This is a genomic window from Neorhizobium sp. JUb45 (assembly GCF_004343585.1).
Taxonomy (GTDB): Bacteria; Pseudomonadota; Alphaproteobacteria; order Rhizobiales; family Rhizobiaceae; genus Neorhizobium.
In genome coordinates, this window is the sequence record NZ_SLYW01000002.1 from 79,658 (window position 1) to 105,043 (window position 25,386).

Annotated in this window: 26 protein-coding genes; 25 read left to right on the forward strand and 1 reads right to left on the reverse strand. The window is 58.5% G+C overall.

The window, feature by feature from the left end; genetic code table 11:
• From flgG to EDF70_RS07020, 9 genes are all read left to right on the forward strand, one after another.
• Complete coding sequence (gene flgG, locus EDF70_RS06980; RefSeq protein ID WP_132272650.1) at positions 1 to 789, forward strand: flagellar basal-body rod protein FlgG; 789 nt, start codon at positions 1 to 3, stop codon at positions 787 to 789.
• 110 nt (positions 790 to 899) lie between these two features.
• Positions 900 to 1,304, forward strand: a complete 405-nt coding sequence (gene flgA / locus EDF70_RS06985) for a flagellar basal body P-ring formation chaperone FlgA (protein ID WP_245519135.1) — start codon at positions 900 to 902, stop codon at positions 1,302 to 1,304.
• A 2-nt stretch (positions 1,305 to 1,306) separates the two neighbouring features.
• On the forward strand, positions 1,307 to 2,419 hold the full coding sequence (locus tag EDF70_RS06990; RefSeq protein ID WP_245519087.1) for a flagellar basal body P-ring protein FlgI: 1,113 nt from the start codon (positions 1,307 to 1,309) through the stop codon (positions 2,417 to 2,419).
• A gap of 14 nt (positions 2,420 to 2,433) precedes the next feature.
• Complete coding sequence (locus tag EDF70_RS06995; RefSeq protein ID WP_132272653.1) at positions 2,434 to 2,958, forward strand: MotE family protein; 525 nt, start codon at positions 2,434 to 2,436, stop codon at positions 2,956 to 2,958.
• Entirely contained in the window at positions 2,955 to 3,674 is a 720-nt protein-coding gene (flgH, locus tag EDF70_RS07000) for a flagellar basal body L-ring protein FlgH (RefSeq protein ID WP_132272654.1), read from the forward strand. The genes EDF70_RS06995 and flgH overlap by 4 nt, the downstream gene beginning before the upstream one ends.
• Positions 3,675 to 3,705: 31 nt before the next feature.
• Entirely contained in the window at positions 3,706 to 4,221 is a 516-nt protein-coding gene (locus EDF70_RS07005) for a flagellar basal body-associated FliL family protein (protein WP_165931960.1), read from the forward strand.
• Positions 4,218 to 4,955: a flagellar type III secretion system pore protein FliP gene (gene fliP, locus EDF70_RS07010; RefSeq protein WP_132272655.1), complete on the forward strand. Its 738-nt coding sequence runs from the start codon at positions 4,218 to 4,220 to the stop codon at positions 4,953 to 4,955. The genes EDF70_RS07005 and fliP overlap by 4 nt, the downstream gene beginning before the upstream one ends.
• 108 nt (positions 4,956 to 5,063) lie before the next feature.
• Entirely contained in the window at positions 5,064 to 6,533 is a 1,470-nt protein-coding gene (locus EDF70_RS07015; RefSeq protein WP_132272656.1) for a glycosyltransferase family A protein, read from the forward strand.
• A gap of 40 nt (positions 6,534 to 6,573) precedes the next feature.
• The gene (locus EDF70_RS07020) at positions 6,574 to 7,269 is read left to right on the forward strand and encodes a hypothetical protein (RefSeq protein WP_132272657.1); all 696 of its coding nucleotides are present in this window, start codon (positions 6,574 to 6,576) and stop codon (positions 7,267 to 7,269) included.
• Between the two features lie 180 nt (positions 7,270 to 7,449).
• Here EDF70_RS07020 and EDF70_RS07025 read toward each other — a convergent pair whose 3' ends face one another.
• On the reverse strand, positions 7,450 to 9,363 hold the full coding sequence (locus EDF70_RS07025) for a glycosyl transferase (RefSeq protein WP_245519088.1): 1,914 nt from the start codon (positions 9,361 to 9,363) through the stop codon (positions 7,450 to 7,452).
• A 314-nt stretch (positions 9,364 to 9,677) separates the two neighbouring features.
• Between EDF70_RS07025 and EDF70_RS07030 the strand changes: the two genes are divergently transcribed.
• The 16 genes from EDF70_RS07030 to fliQ all read left to right on the forward strand — a co-directional run bounded on the left by EDF70_RS07030 (position 9,678) and on the right by fliQ (position 25,312).
• A complete protein-coding gene (locus EDF70_RS07030; protein WP_132272659.1) occupies positions 9,678 to 10,613 on the forward strand; it encodes a flagellin in 936 nt (311 codons plus the stop codon).
• A gap of 302 nt (positions 10,614 to 10,915) precedes the next feature.
• Entirely contained in the window at positions 10,916 to 11,854 is a 939-nt protein-coding gene (locus tag EDF70_RS07035) for a flagellin (RefSeq protein ID WP_132272660.1), read from the forward strand.
• A 322-nt stretch (positions 11,855 to 12,176) separates the two neighbouring features.
• Entirely contained in the window at positions 12,177 to 13,136 is a 960-nt protein-coding gene (locus EDF70_RS07040) for a flagellin (RefSeq protein WP_132272661.1), read from the forward strand.
• A gap of 355 nt (positions 13,137 to 13,491) precedes the next feature.
• Positions 13,492 to 14,136, forward strand: coding sequence for a hypothetical protein (locus EDF70_RS07045; protein WP_132272662.1), 645 nt, complete (start codon positions 13,492 to 13,494; stop codon positions 14,134 to 14,136).
• Positions 14,133 to 15,443 carry a MotB family protein gene (locus tag EDF70_RS07050; RefSeq protein ID WP_132272663.1) on the forward strand — a complete coding sequence of 437 codons (1,311 nt, stop codon included), beginning with the start codon at positions 14,133 to 14,135 and terminating at the stop codon, positions 15,441 to 15,443. Before EDF70_RS07045 ends, EDF70_RS07050 begins: the two co-directional genes overlap by 4 nt.
• 2 nt (positions 15,444 to 15,445) lie before the next feature.
• Positions 15,446 to 16,750: a chemotaxis protein MotC gene (gene motC / locus EDF70_RS07055; protein ID WP_132272664.1), complete on the forward strand. Its 1,305-nt coding sequence runs from the start codon at positions 15,446 to 15,448 to the stop codon at positions 16,748 to 16,750.
• Positions 16,747 to 18,198, forward strand: a complete 1,452-nt coding sequence (locus EDF70_RS07060; RefSeq protein WP_132272665.1) for a flagellar hook-length control protein FliK — start codon at positions 16,747 to 16,749, stop codon at positions 18,196 to 18,198. Before motC ends, EDF70_RS07060 begins: the two co-directional genes overlap by 4 nt.
• The gene (locus EDF70_RS07065) at positions 18,137 to 18,820 is read left to right on the forward strand and encodes a transglycosylase SLT domain-containing protein (protein WP_348639712.1); all 684 of its coding nucleotides are present in this window, start codon (positions 18,137 to 18,139) and stop codon (positions 18,818 to 18,820) included. Before EDF70_RS07060 ends, EDF70_RS07065 begins: the two co-directional genes overlap by 62 nt.
• Positions 18,821 to 19,100: 280 nt before the next feature.
• The gene (locus tag EDF70_RS07070) at positions 19,101 to 19,772 is read left to right on the forward strand and encodes a winged helix-turn-helix domain-containing protein (protein WP_132272666.1); all 672 of its coding nucleotides are present in this window, start codon (positions 19,101 to 19,103) and stop codon (positions 19,770 to 19,772) included.
• Between the two features lie 173 nt (positions 19,773 to 19,945).
• The gene (locus EDF70_RS07075; RefSeq protein ID WP_132272667.1) at positions 19,946 to 21,154 is read left to right on the forward strand and encodes a flagellar hook protein FlgE; all 1,209 of its coding nucleotides are present in this window, start codon (positions 19,946 to 19,948) and stop codon (positions 21,152 to 21,154) included.
• 33 nt (positions 21,155 to 21,187) lie between these two features.
• A complete protein-coding gene (gene flgK / locus EDF70_RS07080; protein WP_132272668.1) occupies positions 21,188 to 22,639 on the forward strand; it encodes a flagellar hook-associated protein FlgK in 1,452 nt (483 codons plus the stop codon).
• Between the two features lie 2 nt (positions 22,640 to 22,641).
• Entirely contained in the window at positions 22,642 to 23,685 is a 1,044-nt protein-coding gene (locus EDF70_RS07085; protein ID WP_132272669.1) for a flagellar hook-associated family protein, read from the forward strand.
• 38 nt (positions 23,686 to 23,723) lie between these two features.
• Entirely contained in the window at positions 23,724 to 24,071 is a 348-nt protein-coding gene (gene flaF / locus EDF70_RS07090; RefSeq protein WP_132272670.1) for a flagellar biosynthesis regulator FlaF, read from the forward strand.
• Complete coding sequence (gene flbT, locus EDF70_RS07095; protein ID WP_132272671.1) at positions 24,068 to 24,517, forward strand: flagellar biosynthesis repressor FlbT; 450 nt, start codon at positions 24,068 to 24,070, stop codon at positions 24,515 to 24,517. Before flaF ends, flbT begins: the two co-directional genes overlap by 4 nt.
• Positions 24,508 to 24,999 (forward strand): flagellar hook assembly protein FlgD, encoded by a 492-nt coding sequence (flgD, locus tag EDF70_RS07100; RefSeq protein WP_132272672.1) that lies wholly within the window; start codon positions 24,508 to 24,510, stop codon positions 24,997 to 24,999. The genes flbT and flgD overlap by 10 nt, the downstream gene beginning before the upstream one ends.
• Before the next feature lie 46 nt (positions 25,000 to 25,045).
• Positions 25,046 to 25,312 (forward strand): flagellar biosynthesis protein FliQ, encoded by a 267-nt coding sequence (gene fliQ, locus EDF70_RS07105; RefSeq protein ID WP_132272673.1) that lies wholly within the window; start codon positions 25,046 to 25,048, stop codon positions 25,310 to 25,312.
• The last annotated feature ends 74 nt before the right edge of the window (positions 25,313 to 25,386 follow it).

A 25,386-nucleotide genomic window follows, 5' to 3' on the forward strand; every position in this document is an offset into this window, starting at 1 on the left:
ATGAGAGCACTTTCCGTTGCAGCGACGGGCATGGATGCCCAGCAGACCAATCTTGAGGTCATCGCCCACAACATCGCCAACATCAACACGACCGGCTTCAAGCGCGGTCGCGCTGAGTTTTCTGATCTTCTCTACCAGACCGAACGTGCCCAGGGTGTGCCGAACCGTGCCAACCAGGCGATCGTGCCGGAAGGCGCCAATGTCGGTCTCGGTGTGCAGACCGCAGCTGTTCGCTACATCCACGAGCAGGGCGAACTGACCCACACGGAAAACAACCTCGATCTGGCCATTGTCGGTCGTGGTTTCTTCCAGGTGCAGTCGCCCGATGGCGGCACGATGTACACCCGCGCCGGTGCCTTCAACCAGAATGGCGACGGCCAGCTGGTCACCATCGAAGGTTATCAGGTTATCCCCAACATCACCTTCCCGGCTGATGTGACGGAAACCGTCATCAGCCGTACCGGTCAGGTCAGCGTTCGTATCGGCAACGCCACCGACTATACCGAGGTCGGCCAGCTCACGATGGCGAACTTTGCCAACGAAGCCGGCCTGAAGCCGCTCGGCGATAACCTCTATGCGGAAACGCCGGCATCGGGCGAAGCGGTCATCGCCGCTCCGGAAGATCCGGGCTACGGCTATCTCCGTCAGGGTTATCTCGAATCGTCCAACGTCGATGCGGTCAAGGAAATCACCGACCTGATCTCGGCGCAGCGCGCCTACGAGATGAATTCCAAGGTCATCACGACGGCCGACGAAATGGCCTCCATCGTCAGTAAAAACCTCAAGTAAACCCAAAAGGCAGGGCAGACATGATGTTTCGCCGGACACACGAAAATGCAGCAGGGATCGGTCGAAAGACGGTCCTTGCCCTTCTGTCGCTTCTCGCTGCGAGCCTGGCTATGCCGGCCGCAGCCGACATGGGCATGGCCGTCGTGCCGACGCGGATCATCTATCCGGGCGAGGAAATCGCCCCGTCTTCCCTCGATGTGGTCGAGGTGACCAACCCCAATCTCGCCGGCGACTTCGCGCGCTCCGTCGAGGAAGTCACGGGAATGATCACCAACCGCACGCTGCTGCCGGGCCGCACGATCCTCGTGTCGTCCCTGCGGGTTCCCTATCTGGTCAAACGCGGCGCCAATGTGCGCCTGACTTTCGGCATCGGCAATATGACCATTTCCGCATCCGGCTCGCCGCTGCAGAACGGTTCGGTCGGCGATGTCATCCGTGTCCGTAACATCGATTCCGGCCTGTCCGTCAGCGGCACTGTGATGGCCGACGGCACCGTGCAGGTGATGGCGAAATGATCATGAAGCGTATTTTAGCCCTTTCCCTCGCGATCGCGACCGTTTTCGGTCCCGTGCAGCCGGCCTTTGCCGATGCGGCCCGCATCAAGGATATTGCCTCGCTGCAAGCAGGTCGTGAAAACCAGCTGATCGGTTATGGTCTCGTCGTCGGTCTGCAGGGATCGGGCGACAGCCTGCGTTCCTCGCCGTTCACCGAGCAGTCCATGCGCGCCATGCTGCAGAACCTCGGCATTTCCACGCAAGGCGGCCAGTCGAGCGCCAAGAACCTCGCGGCCGTCATGGTGACCGCCAACCTGCCGCCATTTGCCAGCCCCGGCAGCCGTATCGACGTCAATGTCTCTTCGCTCGGCGATGCCACCTCGCTGCGTGGCGGTACGCTGGTGATGACCTCGCTGTCCGGCGCCGATGGCCAGATCTACGCCGTTGCCCAGGGCGCGGTCGTCGTGTCCGGCTTTCAGGCGCAGGGTGCGGCCGCAACGCTGACCGAAGGTGTCACCACATCCGGCCGCGTGCCGAACGGTGCCATCATCGAGCGCGAACTGCCGTCCAAGTTCAAGGATGGGGTCAATCTGGTCCTGCAATTGCGCAACCCCGATTTTTCCACCGCGCAGCGCATGGCCGATGCGGTCAACATGTTCGCTTCGCAGCGTTACGGCGGCCCGGTCGCGGAAGCCCGTGACAGCCAGGAAGTCATAATTTCCAAACCGCGCCAGGCTGACCTGACCCGGCTGATGGCCGAGATCGAAAACCTCATCGTCCAGACCGATACCCCCGCCAAGGTCGTCATCAATGAGCGCACCGGCACGATCGTCATCGGTGCGGATGTGAAGGTTTCACGCGTCGCCGTCAGCTACGGCACGCTCACCGTACAGGTCACCGAAACACCGCAGGTCATCCAGCCCGAACCGTTCTCGCGCGGCGAGACGGCGGTTCAGGAACAGACCGACATCATGGCGATGAAGGACGGCGGCCAGGTCGCCATCCTCAACGGTCCCGACCTGCGCACACTGGTTGCCGGCCTCAACAGCATCGGCGTCAAGCCGGACGGCGTCATCGCCATCCTGCAGGGCATCAAGTCCGCAGGTGCGCTTCAGGCGGAACTGGTGCTGCAATGACGGAGAAAAAAGCGATGTTCACGATCACGATTTCCGCATCGACCGTTCGCAAGCTTCTGGTCGCCGGGGTTGTTCTCGCCGCCGTGCCGCAGGTCAACGCGCAGCAGCAGGCTGAGCCGCTGGCGCCGACCACCGCCGACGATATCCAGCGTTTCTGCACCAATATCGCAGATCCGGCCCGCGACCAGCGTTACCTGCTTCAGAAGCAGGAACTGGAAAAACTGCAGTCCGACGTCGATACCCGCATCGCCACACTCGAAACCCGCAAGGCGGAATACGAGGACTGGCTTAAGCGCCGCAACGATTTCCTGAAGAATGCCGAGCTCGGTCTCGTTGACATCTTCAAGACGATGAAGGCCGATGCGGCAGCACCGCAGCTTGCGGAAATGAAGATAGAGATCGCAGCCGCGATCATCATGAAACTGCCGGCGCGCCAGTCGGGTCTGATCCTTGCGGAGATGGACCCGAAAAAGGCGGGCATGATCTCGACGATCATCGCCAGCGCGTCGAACCCCAATACTTCGAAGGACCGTACATGATGAAGCGTGCTTCAGCCCTCGTGGCCGTGATGTTTCTGGCCGGCTGCCAGAATCAGACGCTGAAGGAAATCGGCAACGCTCCGGCGATGAGCCCGATCGGCAGCGGCCTGCAATATGCGCAGGCGCCGCAGATGTCGTCCTATCCGAAGCAGCCGCGCCAGATGGCGAGCGGTTATTCGCTGTGGAGCGACAATCAGGCAGCCCTCTTTAAGGATGCCCGCGCGCTCAATATCGGCGACATCCTGACGGTCGAGATCAAGATCAACGACAAGGCCGATTTCGACAACGAAACCGACCGCAGCCGCACCAACTCAACCAGCCTCGGCTGGCAGGCCGGCGTCAAGAATTTCCTTGGCTTCAGCACAAATGCCGGAACTTCCGGCGATATGGGCACGGATTCGTCCAGCGAAAGCAACGGCAAGGGCACGATCAAGCGCGCTGAAAAGCTGAACCTGATGGTTGCCGCCGTCGTCACCGGTGTTCTCGAAAACGGCAATCTGCTGATCAGCGGTTCGCAGGAAGTGCGCGTCAACCACGAGATCCGTATCCTCAATGTCGCCGGTATCGCCCGTCCCAAGGACGTCGATTCCGACAACCAGATTTCCTACGACAAGATCGCCGAAGCCCGCATTTCCTACGGTGGCCGCGGCCGCATGACGGAAGTGCAGCAGCCGCCGATCGGCCAGCAGGTCGTCGACATGTATTCGCCCTTCTGAGTGGCAAAGCACGGATCGAAGGAACATGGCGATGGATGAGACGACGCCGGAAGATGGCCAGGCCAAGAAAAAAGGCGGCATGGTGATGACGATTGTCGGCGTGGCTGTTGTCACGCTGGCCGGCGCCGGTGGCGGCTGGGTTCTGGGCGGCATGATCGCCCCGCCACCGCCTGCAAAACCGGCAGCCGAGGCGCCAGCTGCGGCCGGCGGTCACGGCGAGGCGGGCAAGGAAGCGGCCGGCATCCAGCCGATCTCCACCGAAGCCAATGGTATCGTCCTGCTCGACCCGATCACCACCAACCTTGCCTATCCTTCGGACAACTGGGTGCGGCTGGAAGTGGCGCTGATGTTCCGCGGCCCGACAGACACGCCGCTGGCCCAGGAAATCCATCAGGATATCATGTCCTATCTGCGCACCGTTTCGCTGCAGCAGATCGAGGGCCCGCGCGGCTTTCAATATCTACGGGATGACCTTCAGGAACGTGTTGACCTGCGCGCGAAAGGCCGCGTATCGAAGGTGATGTTCAGAACCTTCGTGATTGAATGATTCGACTTCTCGTTCTGCTTGCCGTCATCGTCGCGGCACCGGGCCTGGCCCACGCACAGCAGTCGCCGGCAGATCTTCTCAATCTGCCGACTGACGGTTCTGCGGCCTCGTGGATTATTCGCACCTTTGGCCTTCTGACCGTTCTTTCGGTCGCGCCCGGCATCATGATCATGGTGACGAGCTTTCCGCGCTTCGTGATCGCCTTCTCCATTCTGCGCTCCGGCATGGGCATGGGCACATCGCCGCCGAACATGGTGCTGGTGTCGATGGCGATGTTCATGACCTTCTACGTCATGTCGCCCACCTTCGACCGTGCCTGGAACGAAGGCGTGCAGCCGATGCTGTCCAACCAGATCACCGAAGCCGAAGCCGTGCAGCGTATCGCCGAGCCGTTCCGTGTGTTCATGAGCGCCAATACGCGCGACAAGGACCTGTCACTGTTCGTCGATATCGCCCGCGAACGCGGCCAGTCGGTGGGAACGCCGGAACTGATCGATTACCGCGTGCTGGTGCCGGCTTTCATGCTGTCGGAAATCCGCCGTGGTTTCGAAATCGGCTTCCTGATCATCCTGCCATTTCTCGTCATCGACATGATCGTCGCCGCCATCACCATGTCCATGGGCATGATGATGCTGCCGCCGACCTCGATCTCGCTGCCCTTCAAGATATTGTTCTTCGTGTTGATCGACGGCTGGAACCTGCTTGTCGGCAGTCTGGTTCGTTCGTTTAATTGACGGGCGTCCGGGACATTTTTTGTCTCGAAAGGTTTCTGCTGCTGTAAGCCTCGGTACAGGTTGACCCGATAACGTGCCGGGAATTCAGTACTCCACAAGGCACATAAAATGGTTTCCCCTAGTTCGAGCCAGCTCGGTGCTGCGCTGATTTTCATGACGGGCCGCAACTGCGACCGTTATGTCAAACGTGCGATCGCCAGTATTGCCGAGCAGACGCTCGATGCTGTGCATATCCTGTTTATTGACGATGCTTCGACGGATGAGACGGCGAGTATCGCCCAGGCCGAATTGACGCGCCTCTTTCCCGACAAGCATACGCTCATCAGCAACGAGCTGCAGTATGGCAAGGCGAGAAACGCCTGGGAACATCTACGACCGCGGGCGGGCAAGACAGATTTCATAGCCGTCGTGGATGCCGACGACCAGCTGATATCCCCTACCATTCTGGAACGGATGCGGCAGTTCTATATCGCCGGCCACGATGTCGTGTGGACCAATTATGCGACAGACAGCGGTTTCATTGGCGGGAACAAAGCGCTCGACCCCAATGTGCCGCCTCGCCGGCAGGGATGGAAAACCAGCCATTTTTTCAGCTTTCGCGCCGAACTCCTGCTGACTGTTCCTGTTGAATATTTCCAGAACAGTCAGGGTGAGTGGCTGAAGGCGGCATGCGATATCGCTCTTGCCATGCCCATTCTTGATCAGACCAGGCGTTACAAGTTCATCCCGGAAAATGCCTATCGTTACACGGCAACCAATCCGGCCTCCCACCACAATATGGATCCGAATTCCAGAGGCCTCAATTCAACCATTCAGCAGAGTTCGGCCAAGGAGGTGTTTTCCAAGACGCCACTGCCGCTGCTGAGACCCCTCGTTGCCTCTAGCGGCATTGCCCAGAAAAGCGAAACGATGCAGCCTTCGAAACAAAGCCAGCCGATAGCTTTGGCGAACAAATCCTTGGCCTGGGACGAGCTGACCAGCAAGACATTGATCGAGCGTCATCCTTCCCTGCTCAAGGCCATCGTTTTTGCCGGCGAAGCACAACTCGCACCGTTGCAGATTCTGGGGCTGAGCGAACTTCTCTTGGCCTATGGCGGAGATGCGAAAATACTGCATATCGGCGCGACCAGGTCTGCTTTGGTACTTGCGGCCTTGACGGAAGGAAGCGGGCGTTCGCTGACATTCATGTCGACCTCGGCGCCCGAAGCGGATGAACTTACACACCGGCTTGCTCTCTGCGGCTTTTCCGATGTCGAGGTCGTTCAAACACCGCTCGTCACTCATACGCTCGGAAAAATCGAGGGTGCGTTTCCCGATGTGCAGGTGCTCAAGGCCGAGCAGAGTTTCAACTTCATCCTCGCGGATCTGTCACCCAGCCTGCCGGAGGGCAGCGCGCTCGTTTCGCTGCCTGCTTTGGCAGAGCGTTTTTCACGTGAAGGTTTTGTGTTCGGTTTGATCGGCGTCTCCAGGGACGTGGAAGAACAGGCATTGTCGTCCTGGAAGGCGAACGGAACCGGGCTGAAATTTTGCTCCAACGCAATCGGTGGCTCGGGCTTGCTGGTCTCCGCAGGTCGTTGACTACAAATCCTTGCCCGGAAAACACATGATCGGATAACCGATGACTGAAAACAAGATTACGCCGCGGTTCGATAGTCAGGACGTCGTCTATCGCAGTGAAGACCTTTCCATGGATGCCGGTCTTGATCAGACGTTGAAGGATTATTTCAATCCGGAAGCGCAGATGTCACCGATACAGATCGAAGCCGTGTCCGCGGCCATCATGTCGCGCCGGCCTGGTTGCAATATGCTGGTTTTCGGACTCGGTAATGACAGCCCTGTATGGGCCAACCTGAATAAAAGCGGCTACACCCTGTTCATCGAAAACGCGCCGGGCTGGGTTTCGAAAATGGTCGGCCAGTTTCCGTATCTCAATGTCGAGGTGGTGGATTATCCCACCACCGTTTCGCAATCCATGCGAGATCCGATCAAGACGATGGCATCAATGGAGATCCCGGCATTCCTGACCGAGCGCAAATGGGACGTCATCCTGGTCGATGGTCCGATGGGATATCGTGAAGATCTGCCGGGTCGCGCCCTGCCGATCTACTGGGCTTCGAAAGTATGCAAGGATTCGACACATATTTTCGTCGACGACTACGAGCGTGACGTCGAGAAATTCTACGCGGACTTCCTTTTCATGGCGCGTAAGCCAAACCGCAGCGTGGTTTTGCCTCGCCCTGCCAAACCGCGTCTGAATGCCAGCGAGATGCTCTGGTTGTTCGGTGTGTCCGAGGCCTTGAAGACCGCAGGTTAAGAGACTGCCTTTGCCGGTCCTGATCGGCAGAGCATCAGCGTAATGAAATGAATGCCGGCTGGTAACCTTGGTTGCCGGCCGTTGTTCTTTTACCCTGCGGGACGTGATGCCCAAATGCATGAAGCCGAAAACCGCGGGCGGTTTTCGGCTTCATGCACGGCTCTTGTTCGTGCGGGGTGGCTACGCGCCGAAGCGACCTTCGCGTGGCGGCATCGCCGGCACGTCGATATGGGTGGGAGCAAGTCCCTTTCGAGCGCGATCGGCCATCATCTCGAAAGCGGCTTCGAGATGGCGACAATAGCGCTCGGAATCAAATAGCGGCTTTTCGAAACGGTTTTTATCCAGTCGCTCGCTGTATTCCACCGCCTTCTGCGGGTTTTCATAAAGCTCTACGGCCAGACGGAAATACTCGTTTTCGTTCCTGGCGACCATTTCCGGCAAGCCGATCGCGCGCAGCAGGCTTTCCGTCACGCGCGAGGAAAAATGGGTGCCTTTTTTCGTCAGCACGGGAAGGCCGGCCCAGAGTTGCTCGGATGTGGTCGTATGGCCGTTACAAGGGAACGGATCGAGGCCGACATCGGCGAGCGTGATGCGCGACAGATGTGCTTCGTAAGGCACCATCTTGGTAAAGACGATGCGGGAAGCATCAATGCCCGACGAGGTGAATTTACGCAGGATATTGGTCTCTGCCTCGCGCGATTTGACCATCACCCACAGCACGCTTTTGGGCGTCGCCTTGAGAATGCGGATCCACAGGTCGATCGTTTCCATCGAGATTTTGCGCGTCGCGTTGAACGAGGCGAAGACGAAAGCATCCTCCGGCAGACCGGCTTCGGCACGGGTGAACATATCCGTCCTGGCTTTGGCCTGGTTGGGATTGTTCGGTTGGTAGTTTTCCGGCAGACGGCAGAACTTTTCCCAATAATGCGGTTTGGATTTGTCGGGTAACACCGAATTGTCGCCGATGATGTAGTCGAGATCGACATTGACGGTGGTGCCAGGGAAGCCCAGCCAGGCAACCTGCACTGGCGCGGCGACCTGATTGAGGATGAAGGCACGTCCGCCGCGGGTATGGCCCTTCATCTCGACCAGAATGTCGATATCGTGGTCGCGGATTGTCTGGGCGGCTTCTGCATTGGTCATGTCCCTGATGGAAACGACCTTGCCCCATTTCTCGCGGGATGCGCCATCCATCAGATGTTTCGGGTCGGTGTAGCAGAAAAGGGTGATGTCAAAACGATCGCGGTCATGCGCCTCCAGCACGGCGCCGCACAGTTTCATCGTGGCATGATGCTGCCAGAAATCCGAGGACAGATAACCGATGCGGATTTTCTTGCCCCATGCGTGCGGTGTGGTCAGGCGCTTCTCAGGATTGCCGGCCGGGAAGGCGTCGGCGATATGGCCGATTTTCTTGTTGATCGCTTCATCGCCCAGCCACATCAAATTGTAGAAGGGGGAATCGACCCGCATCAGCTTCTGGGTGTCGTTTTTGAGAATGCGCGCCAATTGCGGCTGAAGCCGCTGCATTTCCTCGTAATTATTGATCTCGCGATGGGAGACCAGATGCGCCATGATGACGGGCAGGCTTCTCGGCATTTTGGCAAGCAGGGCACCCAGTGCCGCGCGTTCGGTATTGTCTTCAGGAGAGCCTGTCAGAAGAAGGAAAGCGAGATTGTTGTGTTTGCTATCTTCGCTGGCCGCCAGCACCGGCAGGAATGCCCGTGTGACTTCCTTTTCGCCGCGCTTGTAAAGCAGGCTGACGATCATGAAGGCAAGATCGGCATCCCTGCCAGCCCGTTGCAGAAGCGGCAGGCCGAGGCTGAGAGCGAGATCGTCCTGACCGATCTCGATATAAAGCTTCATCGCCTCGATATAATAATCTTCGGAGCTTGAACCGCCCTGTTCCGCGGCGAGCGTATAGGTGCGTGCCGCGTCCTCCTTGAAGCTGAGGGCAACAAGGGTTTTTGCCAGGAGGGCGTATGTCTCGGCGTCCTTCGAATAATCCAGCAGCCTGTTGAGGGCGCCCAACGCGTCGGTATAGCGACCGCATTGAAAACTTTTGGAAGCATCGGCAAACAGGGTCTGCGGGGTCAACGGTAAACTCCACGAATTATGGTTTACAAAGAGTAACCGCCGGCAAAAACGCGGAATACTCCCAGTTTTCAGCCATAATCGGCCAAGCTTGCTCGAAGCCGGTGCCTCGCGACGGGAAAACGATCGCATTTATGATTTATCGCAAGCGCCCGCTTAAGGAATCCGAAATCATTGTTTGCGAGTGTCAGCCTCACATGACGGGTTTGGTTTTCTCCAGCGGGAGGAGCCGAGTGGGCATGAAGCCAGACGTCATCGCCGGTAATTACAGCCCGGTATGTCCCCCACCGTATTCTGTTTAAAAGGGACTAAATTCTATGACCAGCATTCTCACCAACGCCGGTGCAACCGCCGCTCTGTCCACGCTCCGTTCGATCAACTCGGACATGGAGACCACCCAGAGCCGCATCTCGTCGGGCTACAAGGTCGAAACCGCTTCGGACAACGCTGCTTACTGGTCGATCGCCACCACCATGCGTTCGGACAACAAGTCTCTCTCCACCGTTCAGGACGCTCTCGGCCTCGGCGCTGCCACGACCGACGTAGCCTACACGGCTCTGGAAGCTTCGATCGACGTCGTCGACGAGATCAAGGCCAAGATCACCGCCGCTTCCGAGCCGGGCGTTGACAAGGACAAGATCCAGAAGGAAATCACCCAGCTCCAGGACCAGCTGCGTTCGATCGCCAAGTCGGCATCGTTCTCCGGCGAAAACTGGGTCTACCAGGACGAAACCAACGTTGCCGGCACGCAGTCGATCGTTGGTTCGTTCAACCGTGACTCTGAAGGCAATGTCAGCCTGACCACGCTCGACTTCGACACCTCGAAGTCCTCGCTGATCCAGGTCGACTCGGCTGGCGCTGACGTCACCACCGCTGGCGGCGGCCTGTTGTCCTCCGTTATCGTTTACACGGACGAAGAAGGCAGCACGGCAACGACCGGCTTCTCGGTTCTGTCGCTCGACGTCAGCACTGACGACCTGACCGAAGCCCTGAAGGCAATTGATACGGTTCTGCAGGACATGACGGATGCAGCTGCTGACGTTGGTTCGATCAACAGCCGTATCGACATGCAGACGGACTTCGTCGCCGACCTGATGGACTCCATCGACACCGGCGTCGGCAAGCTCGTCGATGCGGACATGAACGAAGAATCGACCCGCCTCAAGGCTCTGCAGACGCAGCAGCAGCTCGGCATTCAGTCGCTGTCTATCGCCAACTCCTCGACGCAGAACATCCTGTCGCTCTTCCAGTAAGATCGATTTCATCTGCAAGAATAAGATCGCGCTCCTCCGGGGCGCGATTTTTTTTGTTCTGGTGCTCTGCACCATCGAGCCTCTCTGGGAAAATCAACGGGAATCGTAACTTCCTGACAATATTAAGAATATCGCTTGTTCGATTTACCCTTCGTTAAGGACGTTATGGTTAATTGGTCTCACTCAAGAGGGTGCGTTACGGCGAAAACAAGTCGAGACGAGCATGATGCAGCTCACCCCTTGCCGGAGAGAAACCGGAGTCTGTTTTATCAAAATCAGTTCGTACTGAGAGGCATCAATTCATGACCAGCATCATCACAAACACCTCGGCTATCGCCGCCCTGTCGACCCTCCGTTCGATCAACACCGACATGGAGACCACCCAGAGCCGCATTTCGTCGGGTTACGAAATCGAGACTGCCAAGGACAACGCTGCCTACTGGTCGATCGCGACGACGATGCGTTCGGACAACAAGGCACTCTCCACCGTACAGGATGCTCTCGGCCTTGGCGCTGCCACGTCCGACGTTGCCTACACCGCTCTGGAATCCTCGATCGACGTCGTCGACGAAATCAAGGCCAAGATCACCGCTGCTTCCGAGCCGGGCGTTGACAAGGACAAAATCCAGAAGGAAATCACCCAGCTTCAGGACCAGCTGCGCTCGGTTGCCAAGTCGGCATCGTTCTCCGGCGAAAACTGGGTTTACCACGACGAAGTCAATGCTGCGGCAACCGAATCGATCGTCGGTTCGTTCAACCGCGACGCCCAGGGCAATGTCAGCCTGACCACGCTCGACTTCGACACCTCGAAGTCTTCGCTGATCCAGGTCGACTCGGCTGGTGCTGACGTCACCACTGTTGGCGGCGGTCTGCTGTCTTCCTACATCGAATACATCGATGCCGACGGCACCACGGCAACCACCGGCTTCTCGGTTCTGTCGCTCGACGTCAACACTGACGATCTGACCGAGGCGCTGAGCGCAATCGACACGGTTCTCCAGGACATGACGGACGCAGCCGCTGACGTTGGTTCGATCAACAGCCGTATCGACCTGCAGGCCACTTTCGTCGCCGACCTGATGGACTCCATCGAAACCGGCGTCGGCAAGCTGGTCGACGCGGACATGAACGAGGAATCGACCCGCCTCAAGGCTCTGCAGACGCAGCAGCAGCTCGGCGTTCAGGCTCTGTCGATTGCCAACTCCGCTTCGCAGAACATCCTCACGCTGTTCCAGCAGTAAGCTTCACAAATCTCGAAAATTCGAAAGGTCGCGCCAACAGCGCGGCCTTTTTTCGTTGGTGTCTGAAGAGATATAGTGTCGGTTATCGGTTTTTTCTGTCGAAAGCGGCTTCGAAACTGGTCCGAAGCTTAACCCGGCCTTAATCTAGGTTAAAAAACCGTATTGCATTAACACCTCATTAACCATATCAGCGTTAACCGTACATTAAGAACGTACGGGCCGGTCAACAGGGCAAAATGTCTGACCGGTGAGCATGACGCTTCCGCACGTTGCCGGCACCGCTCCGGTATGTCCCGTTATCCTCCAGGGGCATTTTCTCCAGATGACCAGCATTCTTACCAATACCGGCGCCATGGCGGCGCTGCAGACCCTGCGTTCGATCAACTCCGACATGGAGACGACGCAGAACCGGATTTCCTCGGGTTACCGGGTCGAAACCGCCGCAGACAACGCTGCCTACTGGTCGATTGCGACCACGATGCGGTCTGACAATTCGGCTCTCTCCACCGTGGAAGATGCCCTCGGCCTCGGCGCTGCCAAGACGGATACCGCCTATACGGGTCTGGAATCCGCTATCGACGTCGTGACTGAAATCAAGTCGAAGATCACCGCTTCCCGCGAGCCGGGTGTCGACAAGACGAAGATCGACAAGGAGCTTTCGGAGCTCAAGAACCAGCTGTCCTCGATTGCCGAATCCGCCTCGTTCTCTGGTGAGAACTGGCTCTACAACACGGCAACGGCCGGTATGCCGACCAAGGAAATCGTCGCCTCGTTCAACCGTTCCACGGATGGTTCGGTGTCGCTGACCACCTTGAATTACGACGCAGCAGAATCGGTCATGATCGATACGTCCAGCGCCGGCCGCGGCATCCTGACCAAGGACTGGACGATCACGGATGAGACCGGCGCCACCATGGGGACCTACTTCCTCATCGATGCCGGTTCCACCGATCCGGCGACCGGTACCGAAATCAAGCTTGACGAAACCACCACCGACACCGAAGTCGACGGCATGCTGAATGCGGTCGAACAGATGTTGCAGCAGCTGACGGATTCGGCCGCCAACCTCGGTGCGGTCAGCAGCCGTATCGATCTGCAGACCACATTCGTCTCGACCCTGATGGATGTGATCGACAAGGGCGTGGGACGACTGGTCGATGCGGATATGGATGAAGAATCGACACGCCTGAAGGCACTGCAGACACAGCAGCAGCTCGGCATCCAGGCACTCTCGATCGCCAACACCAACGCCCAGAACATCCTTACGCTGTTCCAGCAGTAAGCCATTGCCATATGCTGCAGCGCCATCCGCGCGTCATTTCAGACGCGTGGCGCTGCAGGGGAGGCGGCCGGCTTCCCATTTTTCTTTTCCTTGTTTTATCGCCGAGCCCCGGTCATCGGCAACGGCGATGCTGGACCGCGCTTTTGCCCTGTCGCGGTCCAGCACCTTCATTTTCGCACAAGTTTGACCGCTTAGGTTTGCCGCAAATGTTACCTGCAGGAGGCTTGTTTGCCACTTGTCAGTAATCCGCTCTTAATCGGGACAGCGCAATGATTGCAGTGGCGAATTCCCGGTCTCACCTCGCATGCGCATGCGGTTGGACCGGATATCAGGGCAAAGTTCACGGAGTACACGCATGAGCGCGTCGATCGCCCGTTACCTCAAGGATTTTGGTGAGCCGCAGCCGGCTCCCGCCATGCTGACACCCGAATTCGATCTCGGCGGCATGAGTGATGATTTCGACTTTCCCGCCGTCGAGGAAGAACCGGCAGTGGATGTCGCGGCCGAGCGTGCCGAGGCGCATGCCGAGGGGTTCGAGGCTGCCCACGCCGAGGTCATGCAGAAATGGGCAGATGACAAGCAGGCTCTCGAGGCCGCTCATGCCGCCGAGATTGCAGCCCTGCGCGAACGTTACGAGACACAGGCTGCCGAGAAGATCGAGGCAGGCCTGAATACCATTGCCGCACGGCTTGCCGCGGCGATCGGTGAACAGACGGCCGGTGCACTTGTGCCATTCCTCGAAGAATCGCTGGCCAACAAGGCCGTAGACGAACTGGCGGATCTCATCCGCAAGGCCATGTTCGATGGCGACATCGGTACGATCACCGTGTCCGGGCCGGGCGAAATGTATGAAAAACTGAAAACGGCGCTCGGTTCCGATGCGCCGGTTCTGCGTCATGTCGAAGCCGATGATCTCGATCTCTCGGTCGATATCGATGGCAGCGTACTCGTCACCCGGCTGTCTGCCTGGGCGGCGAGCCTGAGAAAGGTGCTCGGATGAGCGACAATCACCACCACGGCAAGAACGAGATCATCGTCGTCAAGAAGCACAGCGGTGGCCACGATGCCCACCACGGCGGTGCGTGGAAGATCGCCTATGCGGACTTCATGACGGCAATGATGGCTTTCTTCCTGGTCATGTGGCTCGTCAACGCTGCCAACGAGGAAACCAAGGCTTCGGTCGCCAGCTATTTCAATCCGATCAAGCTGTCCGACGAGACCCCGGCCAAGAAGGGGCTTGAAAAGCCCGTCGATACGTCGGAAGGCCAGGAAAAGAAGGACCGTTCGCAGGTCAAGGCCGACGAGGGGCATACTGTCGGCTCCGCCGCGGCGACCGGCGAAGACCTGACCTCCAGCGCCGGTGACCAGCAGAATTATTCGGAAGCCGATTTCTTCGAAAACCCGTATTCCGTTCTGGCCGAGATCGCCCAGGAAGTCGGACAGCAGGCCAATGTAAGCGCCAAGGGCGAGGGCGGTGCATCGACCTCCGGTCCCGCGACCGGCGCCGATGGCGGCGAAGCCTATCGTGATCCCTTCGATCCGGATTTCTGGACCAAGCAGATCCAGGTGATCCGCGCCGAAGGCACCGAGACCAAGAGCGAGGCCGCCGCAAAAACCGAGGCTGAAAAGGCCGCCGAGGCGCAGTTGCACCAGCAGCAGGCCAGCGCGGAGCCGGTCGATCCGTCGAAGCCCGTCGAAATGCTGCCGGAAACGCCGAAGGCACCGCAGACGCAGGCCAAGGACCAGTCGGCAGACCAGATTGCCACTGTTGTTCCGCAGCCGCGCCCCGATCCTTCGCAGGTGAAGCAGGATGCTGCCGAGCCGCAGGCAAGCGCCGAGGAGAAGAAGCAGGCGGAAGAATTGCGTGAAGCCATCGAGCAGCAGATCGCCGGCATTTCCGGCCGTCTTGCCGAAGGCCTCGAAGTGACACCGTCCGAAGGCGGATTGCTGGTGACGATTTCCGACCAGAACAACACGCCGATGTTCAATCTGTCATCTGCCGTGCCGCGCCGCGAAATGGTTCTGGCTATGGAAAAGATCGGCCAGATCCTCAAGGATCGCAAGGGTGACGTCGTCATCCGCGGTCATACCGACGGCCGACCGTTCACAACCGAAGGCAATGACAACTGGCGCCTGTCGTCGGCGCGTGCGCACAGCGCCTATTTCATGCTGGTCAAGGGTGGACTTGAGGAAGATCGCGTCAAGCAGATCTCCGGTTTCGCCGATCGTCGCCTGCAGGTGCCGGATGATCCGTTCGCGGATTCCAACCGTCGTATCGAGATCCTTCTCGAAGCAGCCAAGGGGTAATCATGGCGCGCCTTCCGCATCGTCTTTTATGGCTGGCTTCGGTCGCCTTTGCAGCGGTATCGCTGCAAAGCGCTTCCGCGCAGCAGGAAGGCGAAAACCTTGCTCCATACCAGATGCTGCGGTCGCTCCAGTTCGTGCAGGATACGGTCGTTACCGGCGATCATTCCGCCGGCGAGATGCAGCGTTACATGATCGGGGCGATCGACAAGCGTCTGCGTTCGGTCGATCCATCCGTCTATTCCGATCCACGCAATGTCGATGCGGCGCTGATCTATGCGATGAGCGGCGGCAATCCGTCGACACTCGAATACCTCGTCTCCCGAGATGTTGCCGGCAATTTCGACAACCGTGTTTCCGATGTCCTGCGCAAATATCTGGCCGGTCAGGGCATGCTGGTGGCCAATTCTCTGAAGGCCATGGTGCCGGAATACAGGAACGAACGGATCGGTCCCTACCTGGCGCTGGTGGCTGGCAATGTCGCCATCACCAACACGCCGCTCGAAGCGCTTGAACTTTACGACTGGGCGCGTTTGACGGCGCCCGGCACGATCGTGGAGGAGGCGGCCCTGCGCCGTTCCGTCTCGATCGCCGTCGAGGCCGATATGGTCGACAAGGGGCTGGCCTATTCGCGCAAATATGCGCGGCGTTATGTTCATTCGCCTTATGCCAGTCAGTTCGCCGATCTTTTCGTGCTTCTGGTGGTGCGCCATTACGGTAAGGAAATTGCCGCGCCCGATATCGAAGGCACGCTTGCCTTCATGGATGCCGATCGCCAGCGCGAAGTCTATCTGCGCATCGCGCGTCAGGCGGCGATTGCCGGCAAGAACGATCTGGCCCGTTATGCATCCGAACAGGCAACCGGCATCAAGGGCGGCGCGGACGACCGTAACGCCGAACAGCTGGCCCGCCTTTATGGTGGCATGGCCGATATTCCGAGCGACAAGGTCGGTGATGCGATGAAAGCGATCACCGATCTGCCGGAGGAGACCTTGTCTCCGGCGGATCAGGCGTTGCGGGCGGCGGCACAGGCCATCGCCGATGCGGTGGTTCGTCCTCCTGTCGCAGCGAATGTCAGCGCCGAAAGCCTGGAGCAAGACACAGGCGTCAATGTCGTGCCAACACAAGACTCGGTCCCCAAAACCGCGTCATCCGCCAATGATGTGAGCGGATCAGGCTCTGCCCCCGGTGCAACACCGGCAGGTAACGCGACGAAGTACGATGCCGACTTCCAGACCTATGTCGATAGGGGCCGTTCGACACTGACTGCGATCGACGATCTGCTGAAGGAAGAAGGTACTTTGCAATGATCAATGCTGAGGTGACGGCAAGGACCGGTGCGTCTGACGCGACCGGTGCGGTGAGAGGCTTTGCCGGAAAACAGGGCAGCGAAGGCGAAAAGAGCGGATTTTCCGATGCGCTCTCCAACGTCGGCGGCGGCTCCCGCAAGCATGATGACAGCGCTTCCAAAAGCGAGGCTGAAACGCCGGAAAATCTGGCGGAAGGCGCGGAAGGGACTGAGGATACGGTTCCATCCAAGGGGAATGACGTACTGGACCTGACGGCCCGCGTCCTCTTCGGCAAAACGGTAGAGACCGGGCGCGGCTCCACATCCGTCAAGGACGTTCTTGGCGAGAGCAAGACGGCTGCGCAGACGACGGACGGCAAGGATGCCGCCGCAATCTTCGTGGACGCCAAGCCTGCCAAGGTCGATGCCACAACCTCTTCCAAAACCACCAAGGCGAAGGCCGCCGAAGACACCGAATCGAAAACCGATGAAAAAGTGTCCGACACCGATGATACTGTTGCCGCAGGCAATGAGACGGGCCTGAGCGAGGTTCTCTCGCTTCTGGCCGGCGGAGCGGCTGTCGAAACCGTTGCAAACACCACTCCACGCCAGACTGGTCAGGTGCGTGAACGCGGGGAAACGCGTGGCGACAAGACAGTTGGATCGGCCACGGAAGGGCGTTCAGCACAGGCATCCTCGGCGTCCAAGGCTTCCGATGAACTCGAAATGCCTACGGATAGCGATGCTGCCCTTGTGGACGAGCGTACGTTCCGGCTTTCGTCCGGGCGCGGAACCGGCCAGAGCGTCGATATGAAGATCGGCACCGATGAGCAGGGCAAGGTCGGCTTCGAGGCGAAGGCTGCCGGAAACGGCAATGCCGAAAACGTCGTCGTGCTCGATTCGCGTCGTTTTCTCGGTTTCGGCCAGAGCGCCAATGGCGCGGCTTTGACCGCCGCCATGTCCGACGACAAGACTTGGGCCGCCGCGATGAGTTCCGGCGCCTCGCTGGGCGATCCGCTGGCATCCAGCACCAGCAATGTCGTCAATACACTCAAGCTGCAGCTCAACCCGCATGACCTCGGCTCCGTCACGGCCACGTTGCGGCTGACAGGCGAAACACTCAGTGTTCATCTGACGGTCGAGAACCACGCCGCTCATCGGGCCCTCAGCGACGACAGTTCCGGCATGATCGAGGCTTTGCGCTCGCAGGGCTTCTCCGTCGATCAGGTCACCATCAGCGTGGCATCCACCACCCAGTCGGATACGTCCGGCCAGCAGCAACAGCAGTCCGGCCAGTCGGCACAGCAGCAGGCGGCCGCGAATGAAGGACGTCAGGGCAATGGTGCTGCACGCGAGCAGAACCAGGCCAATGGTCAGTCCACGACAGGCGAAAGCGCAAGAGGCACGAATGAACCGGTATCCGACACTGTCGCTGCTGGCAACGCTCGCCCTGATCAGCTCTACCTCTGACGCGCCAAAGGCGGCTGGTCTCTTCTCCACGCCGGCACCATCGGCGCAGGCTGTTGCACCGGTCCCCGCGGCCATCCAGCCCCCCTCGGTCACCCGGCCCAAGGTCAGTGCGCAACCGCCTGCCGCCGGCTCAGGGGTCTGTGAGGCGGTGATCCAGGCTGCTGCCGCCAAATACGGCATACCGGAAGGTATTCTCTATTCTGTCGGGCTGACGGAAACCGGGCGCAAGGGAAGCCTTTATCCCTACGCCATGAACATCGAGGGCAAGGCATTTTTCCCGCCAAGCCAGCAGGAGGCGATGCAGAAGTTCCGGGAGGCGCGCAGTGAGGGCAAGAAGCTGATCGACATCGGCTGCATGCAGATCAATCACCATTTCCATGGCGAAAATTTTGCGTCGGCAGAGCAGATGTTCGATCCTCGCCTCAATGTCGAGTATGCCGCGAAGTTTCTCAGCAACCTTCATAACCGCCACGAGACCTGGACGATGGCGGTAGCAAGATACCACGCCGGACCCAATAACGACCCCGCCCAGAAGCGCTATGTCTGCCGCGTCATCTCCAATCTGGTTGCAACCGGCTATGGTAGCTGGACCGGAACAGCCTCTCAATTTTGCCGTGGATGACTATTCTCGGTTGATTGACCGTTGTCGATTTCGAGCGGTTGGTAACGATGTTCACGTTTTGGCCCCTGTACCTCTCGCAAGGCTAAATTTAGGCATCGTTAACTTTTTCCACTGAAAATTTGTATCGACCTTTGATGGACCCACTACATCTAGTGCAAATCGCGTGGCCGATCTTAATCAACTATTAAATTCTATGGTTAATTTTACCCAGTTGTTCGGGATTCGCTCGATTCGTACTCATGGCTCATCGAGGTGCCACAAGTGATTCGGAGGCGGACGAATGATCGTAGTGGTTGATGAACGTGAACTGGTGAAAGAGGGATACACATCCCTGTTTGGACGTGAGGGCGTGCCCTCTACTGGGTTTGATCCCAGCGAGTTCGGTGAGTGGGTCAACACAGCAGCGGATACCGACATTGCGGCGGTGGAAGCATTTTTGATTGGACAGAGCGATCGTGCTCTCGAACTGCCGCGGGCCATCCGCGATCGTTCGCAGGCTCCGGTGATCGCGGTTAGCGACCAGCATTCGCTGGAAGCAACACTTGCGTTGTTCGACAGCGGCGTCGACGACGTGGTGCGCAAACCTGTCCATCCCCGCGAGATCTTGGCTCGCGCAGCGGCGATCCGTCGCCGTCTGAAGGCACTGTCCACCCATACGGATGTCGGCGCGATCCGCGTCTTCTCCGATGGTCGTGATCCGGAAATCAACGGCGAAATTTTTGCCTTGCCGCGCCGCGAGCGCCGCATTCTGGAATATTTGATTGCCAACCGTGGCCGTCGCGTTTCGAAGACCCAGATCTTCAACGCCATCTACGGCATCTTCGACGAAGAGGTCGAAGAGAACGTCGTGGAAAGCCATATCAGCAAGCTTCGCAAGAAGCTTCGCAAGAAGCTCGGCTTCGATCCTGTCGATTCCAAGCGCTTCCTGGGCTATTGCATCGACTGGAACTAACTATCAGATTTATTTAGAAAAAAAGGCCGGTGTCCGAAAATGGAGACCGGCCTTTTTCGTTTCTGAAAATGTGAACACGTTCTGATCGAAACCATCCTCAAAGGCCAAAACAGACAGCTTCACGCAAGGCCCGTCATCTAGGGTCACCACTATAGGCAAAACGAGGATTTGAGATGAGCCTTTACGGAACTATGCGGACGGGTGTGTCCGGGATGAATGCGCAGGCAAACCGGCTCAGCACGGTTGCCGACAACATCGCCAACTCGAGCACCGTCGGCTACAAAAAGGCCTCGACGCAGTTCTCGTCGATGATCCTGCCGTCTTCGAACGGCTCGTACAATTCTGGTGGCGTCAACACCACGGTTCGTTATTCGATCAACGACCAGGGTTCGTTCACCTACACCACTTCCTCGACCGATCTTGCCATCAACGGCGAAGGTTTCTTCATCGTCAGCGGCTCCGACGGTTCTAACTACCTGACCCGCGCCGGCAATTTCGAAGTGCAGCCTGACGGCTCGCTGATGAACGCAGCCGGCTTCACGCTGATGGGCTACCCCTATTCATCGACCACCGACCCGACCATCGTCATCAACGGTTTCGACGGTCTTGAGGAAGTCAACGTTCAGGCTGGCGGCATGAGCTCGACGCCTTCGACGACCGGTGTCGTCTCGGGCAACCTGCCGTCTGGTGAAGCAGTCGGTTACACGAAGTCGTCCTCGCTCGTCGCTTATGACAGCCAGGGCAACTCCCGTCTGCTCGATCTTACCTACACCAAGAATGCAGACAACGAGTGGACGCTTGACGTCAGCTACAAGGACGACGTCGGCACCGTAAACGCGCTGGGCACGTATGCACTGGAATTCGATTCCACCGGCAAGCTCACCACGCCGGCATCCGGCACGATCTCAACCACTGGCCTGACTATTGCCGGTGCTCAGCTGAATGGTCTCGATATCGACCTCAGCGACATGTCGCAGCTCGGTGCCGCCTATTCGATCAAGGGCAATATCAACGGCCAGGCGGCCAGCGCCGTCGACAAGGTCGAGATCAGCGAAGATGGTATCGTTTCCATTCTCTACAAGAACGGCCAGTCCATGCCTGCCTATCGTATCGCGATGGCAAGCGTGCAGAGCCCGAACAACCTGACGCCGCGCGAAGGCAACGTCTATTCGCAGAGCAATGACTCGGGCGTTATCGTCATGGGTTATGCCGGAAACAGCGGTTACGGTTCGATCCTCTCGGGCGCGCTGGAAGATTCCAACGTCGATATCGCCGAAGAACTCACCGGCATGATCGAATCGCAGCGCAACTACACCGCAAACTCGAAGGTCTTCCAGACCGGTTCCGAATTGCTCGAAACCCTGGTCAACCTGAAGAGATAAACCGCGGGAATGACACCCGCAAAGGTTAGATAAATGTCGATTAGTTCAGCGATTTCCACTGCCCAGCAGATCTTCAACAACACCGGCACGCAAACGGCGGTGACGTCGACGAACATCGCCAATACCCAGAACGCCAACTATGCGAAGCGCACTGCGGTCCTGGTGAGCAATGGCAGCGGGGCGCTGGTCGCCACGACAACGCGCGAACAGAACGAACCTTTGCTACGACAGACCATCGCCAGCACATCGCTGGCGAGTGGTCAGGCTACTCTGGCGACGGGTCTCGAAGAGATCCGCAGCCTGCTCGGCGGCAACGACTACGAAACGTCGATGAGCACGAAGATGACGACGTTGCTCAACAACCTCGGCGCCTACGCGGCCAAGCCGAGCGAGTCGACCCTTGCTGCCACGGTCGTGTCGTCTGCCCAGGATGTCGTTAATACGCTGAACACGACCTCTACCGAACTGCAGGCAATCCGCGCCAGGGCGGATGCGCAGATCAAGACGCAGGTCGATGACCTCAACAACCTGCTTGCCCAGTTCGAGACTGCCAATACGGCCGTCATGCAGGCCGCAGCGGTAGGCAAGCAAAACAACGACGCGCTCGATACGCGCGACACTCTGGTCAAACAGATCTCGGAGATCGTCGGTGTTTCCTCGACTGTTCGCGTCGGCAATGACATGGCGCTGTACACGAGTGATGGCACGACCCTGTTCGAAACCATTCCGCGCGCCGTCAGCTTTACCGCCACCAAGACCTATACCGCAGCAACGGACGGTTATGCTGTCACCATCGACGGTGTCGCGGTCAAGGCCGGCGTCGGCGGCGATACCAGTGCCAGCGGTTCGCTGCAGGCGCTGCTGCAGATCCGCGACGAGGTTGCCCCGACCTACCAGAGCCAGCTCGACGAGATTGCGCGCGGCCTGATTGTTGCCTTCGCCGAAACCGGCCCGAACGACGATCAGCCGGCAATGGCCGGTCTCTTCACGAATGGTGTCGACAGCACGGTCGATGATACCGGTCTGGCACAGGTCGGGCTTGCGGCTGCCATATCCGTTAACACTGATGTCAAAGACACGCCGACTCTGCTGCGTGACGGCGGTATCAATGGAACAGCTTATGAATGGAATCCGACGTCGGCCAGTGGTTATTCGACGCTGATCGACCATTATTCGCTGACAATGCAGGCCAAGCGGACTTTCGACGAGACCACAGGCGTTGGCGGCACCGATATCGACCTGATGTCCTATGCATCGGACTCGACCGGCTGGCTCGAAGCCCTGCGCAGTTCATCGACCACGGCCACCGAAACCAAGTCCGCAATGCAGTCTCGCGCTGCGGAAGCCCTGTCCAGTGAGACGGGTGTCAGCCTCGATGAAGAGCTTTCGCTGCTTCTCGACATCGAGCAGTCCTACAAGGCAGCAACGAAGCTCGTAAGTACCATCGATGAAATGATGAGTGCGCTTCTAACCGCAGCGGGTTGATCATGAAGACCTCCTTTAGCTCTACGCATTCCATCCAGACGACGCTTTTGCAGACCATGGCAAAAGCACAGAACGATCTCGCCAAGGCCAATGAAGAGGTGACAACCGGCGTTTACGCCGACCTCGGCGTCGAGCTTGGTGCACAGACATCGCGCAGCCTCGATCTTTCCCGCGACATGCTGCGGATCGAATCGCAGATGACGACGAATTCCATTGCCACGCAGCGCCTGACCTCCTCGGAAGAAGCGCTCTCGCAGCTTGCTGATATCAGCCAGAGCGTCATGGACTCGCTGGTGGGTTTCAGCAGTTCCTCGACCACGCTCGACGTGGCGCGGTCGACGATCACCTCGGCGCTCAACACCTTCACGGATGTCGCCAATACGTCGGTCAGCGGTGAATACCTGTTTTCCGGCACCAACAGCGACGTCAAGCCGATGCTGTCCTACACGGAAGAAGGCTCGCCGATGGCAGCCGCCGTTGACGATGAGCTGGACGCCTATCTCCTGTCGCAGGGCCTGACTTCGGCTTCGCAGATGAGTGCCGGCCAGATGAGCGATTTCCTCACCGGCCTGGAAGCGACCTTCAACGACGATGCGTTCTGGACGACCTACGCGTCGCAGTCCAGCGACACCAACATTACCAGCCGCATCAGCGCCACCGAAGTGGTCGACACGTCGACCAATGCCAACGCCCAGGGTTTTCGCAGCTTCGTCTTCGCGTCGGTCGTCTCGTCCAAGTTCCTCACCGGCGAAATTCCCGAGGCAACGCGCGTGGCGGTCACGGACAGCGCGACTGCCGCCATCGGCAAGGCGATTTCCGGTATCAACGACCAGCGCTCCACCATCGGCCTGTCGACCGAACGCGTTACCAAGGCGACGGATTCGCTGTCCGACCAGAAATCGATCATCGAAACGCATATCAACGAGCTGCAGGGTGTCGATGTCTATGAGGCATCGACGCGGGTCAGCGCGCTGCAGTCTCTTCTTGAGGCTTCCTACACTTTGACCTCAAGGATTCAGCAGCTGAGCCTTGTGAACTACCTTTGATGAAAAAGGGTAGAGAATTGAAAATAAAGGGTACATGAATGTTCCAGTTTTCATATGCCGAGATCATGAAGGATGACGTCGCCGACGCCAAAGCGCGTGAACGGCAGACGCTCGATCGGTCGATCGAACTCCTTCAGGCTGCTCAGGCAAACAAGGACCACTCCCGGTCCACAGTCGATGCGCTGTTCTACACAAGGCGCGTCTGGATCAGGTTCATAGAGGACCTGCGGCAACCGGAAAACGAACTGAATACCGAACTGCGCGCCAATCTGATCTCCATCGCCATCTGGATCTTGAAGGAATGCGAAAAGATCAGGCGGCGCCAGTCCGATAATTTCCAAGGCATCATCGACGTAACCACCATCATCAGGGATGGCATTAAATGAAAAGCACTCTGCGTATCTCGCTCAAGTCTGGCGAACGAATCTTCATCAATGGTGCGGTTCTGCGCGTCGATCGTAAGGTTGCCCTGGAATTCCTCAACGACGTCACCTTCCTTCTGGAAAACCACGTCCTTCAGCCCCAGGATGCCAACACGCCTTTGCGCCAGCTTTACTTCATCGCCCAGATGATCCTGATCAACCCCGAGGGTAAGGATCAGTCGATGGCGATGTTCAAGAAGTCGGTCGCCATGCTTTTGACCTGCTTCCAGGACTCCGACGTTCTGGCGGAACTGAAGCGCATCGATGCCATGGTCGCCTCCGGCCGCGCCTTCGATGCCCTGAAAGCCATTCGCAACCTCTACCCGACCGAAGACCGCATTCTCAACAACAACGAGATCGCTCCGGCCATGGTCGAGAACATTCGCAAGGAAATCGCGCCATGGCGGTAGATGCAGTCACCACGACCACGTCGGCATCCAACCCGTGGGCAAATGCCGGTGCGTCGGACACGGATGCCAACAAGGCCAGCGTTGATTACGACAGCTTTCTTCAGTTGTTGATCGCGCAGATGAAGAACCAGGACCCGACGGATCCGATGGATGCGTCCGAACAGGTTTCGCAGCTGGCATCGTTCTCGCAGGTCGAACAGACCATCCAGACCAACAAGCACCTGAAGAGCATGCTTCAGGCCGAAGCCCTGACCAAGGCCGGCGACATGGTGGGCAAGTACATCATGAGCGCCGACGACAAGACCATGGGCAAGGTCAAGGAAGTCCAGGTTTATGCCGATGGCGTCATCGCCGTCACCGAGAAGGGCGACAAGGTTCTGGTTCAGGCCGGCGTTGTTCTTTCCGATACGGAAATTACTGCCGACACCAAGACCGATAGCGCCACCGATAGCTCGACGGAACAGGAGCAGAGCAGTACATAGTGCTGACGCTAAGGCCGCAGATGATTCGCGGCCCCGGAGAGCTCCAATGAATGAAGCCGACGCCCTCGAGATCCTGCAGGCGGCGATCAGGACGGTCCTGATCGCTTCCGGCCCCGCCGTTCTGGCGGCAATGATCGTCGGCGTCGGCATCGCCTTCCTGCAGGCGTTGACGCAGATTCAGGAAATGACGCTCACCTTCGTCCCGAAGATCGTCGCCATCCTCCTCACCATCGCCATTTCCGCTCCTTTTATCGGCGGCCAGGTCTATCTTTTCGCGGAACTCGTCTTCTCCCGCGTGCAATCCGGCTTCTGATGCCGGTTCACGGATCGGGCCATCCTCGCGCAAGCTTCGTTCTCTAAGACCCATGGTGAACTGGCGGGGTTGTG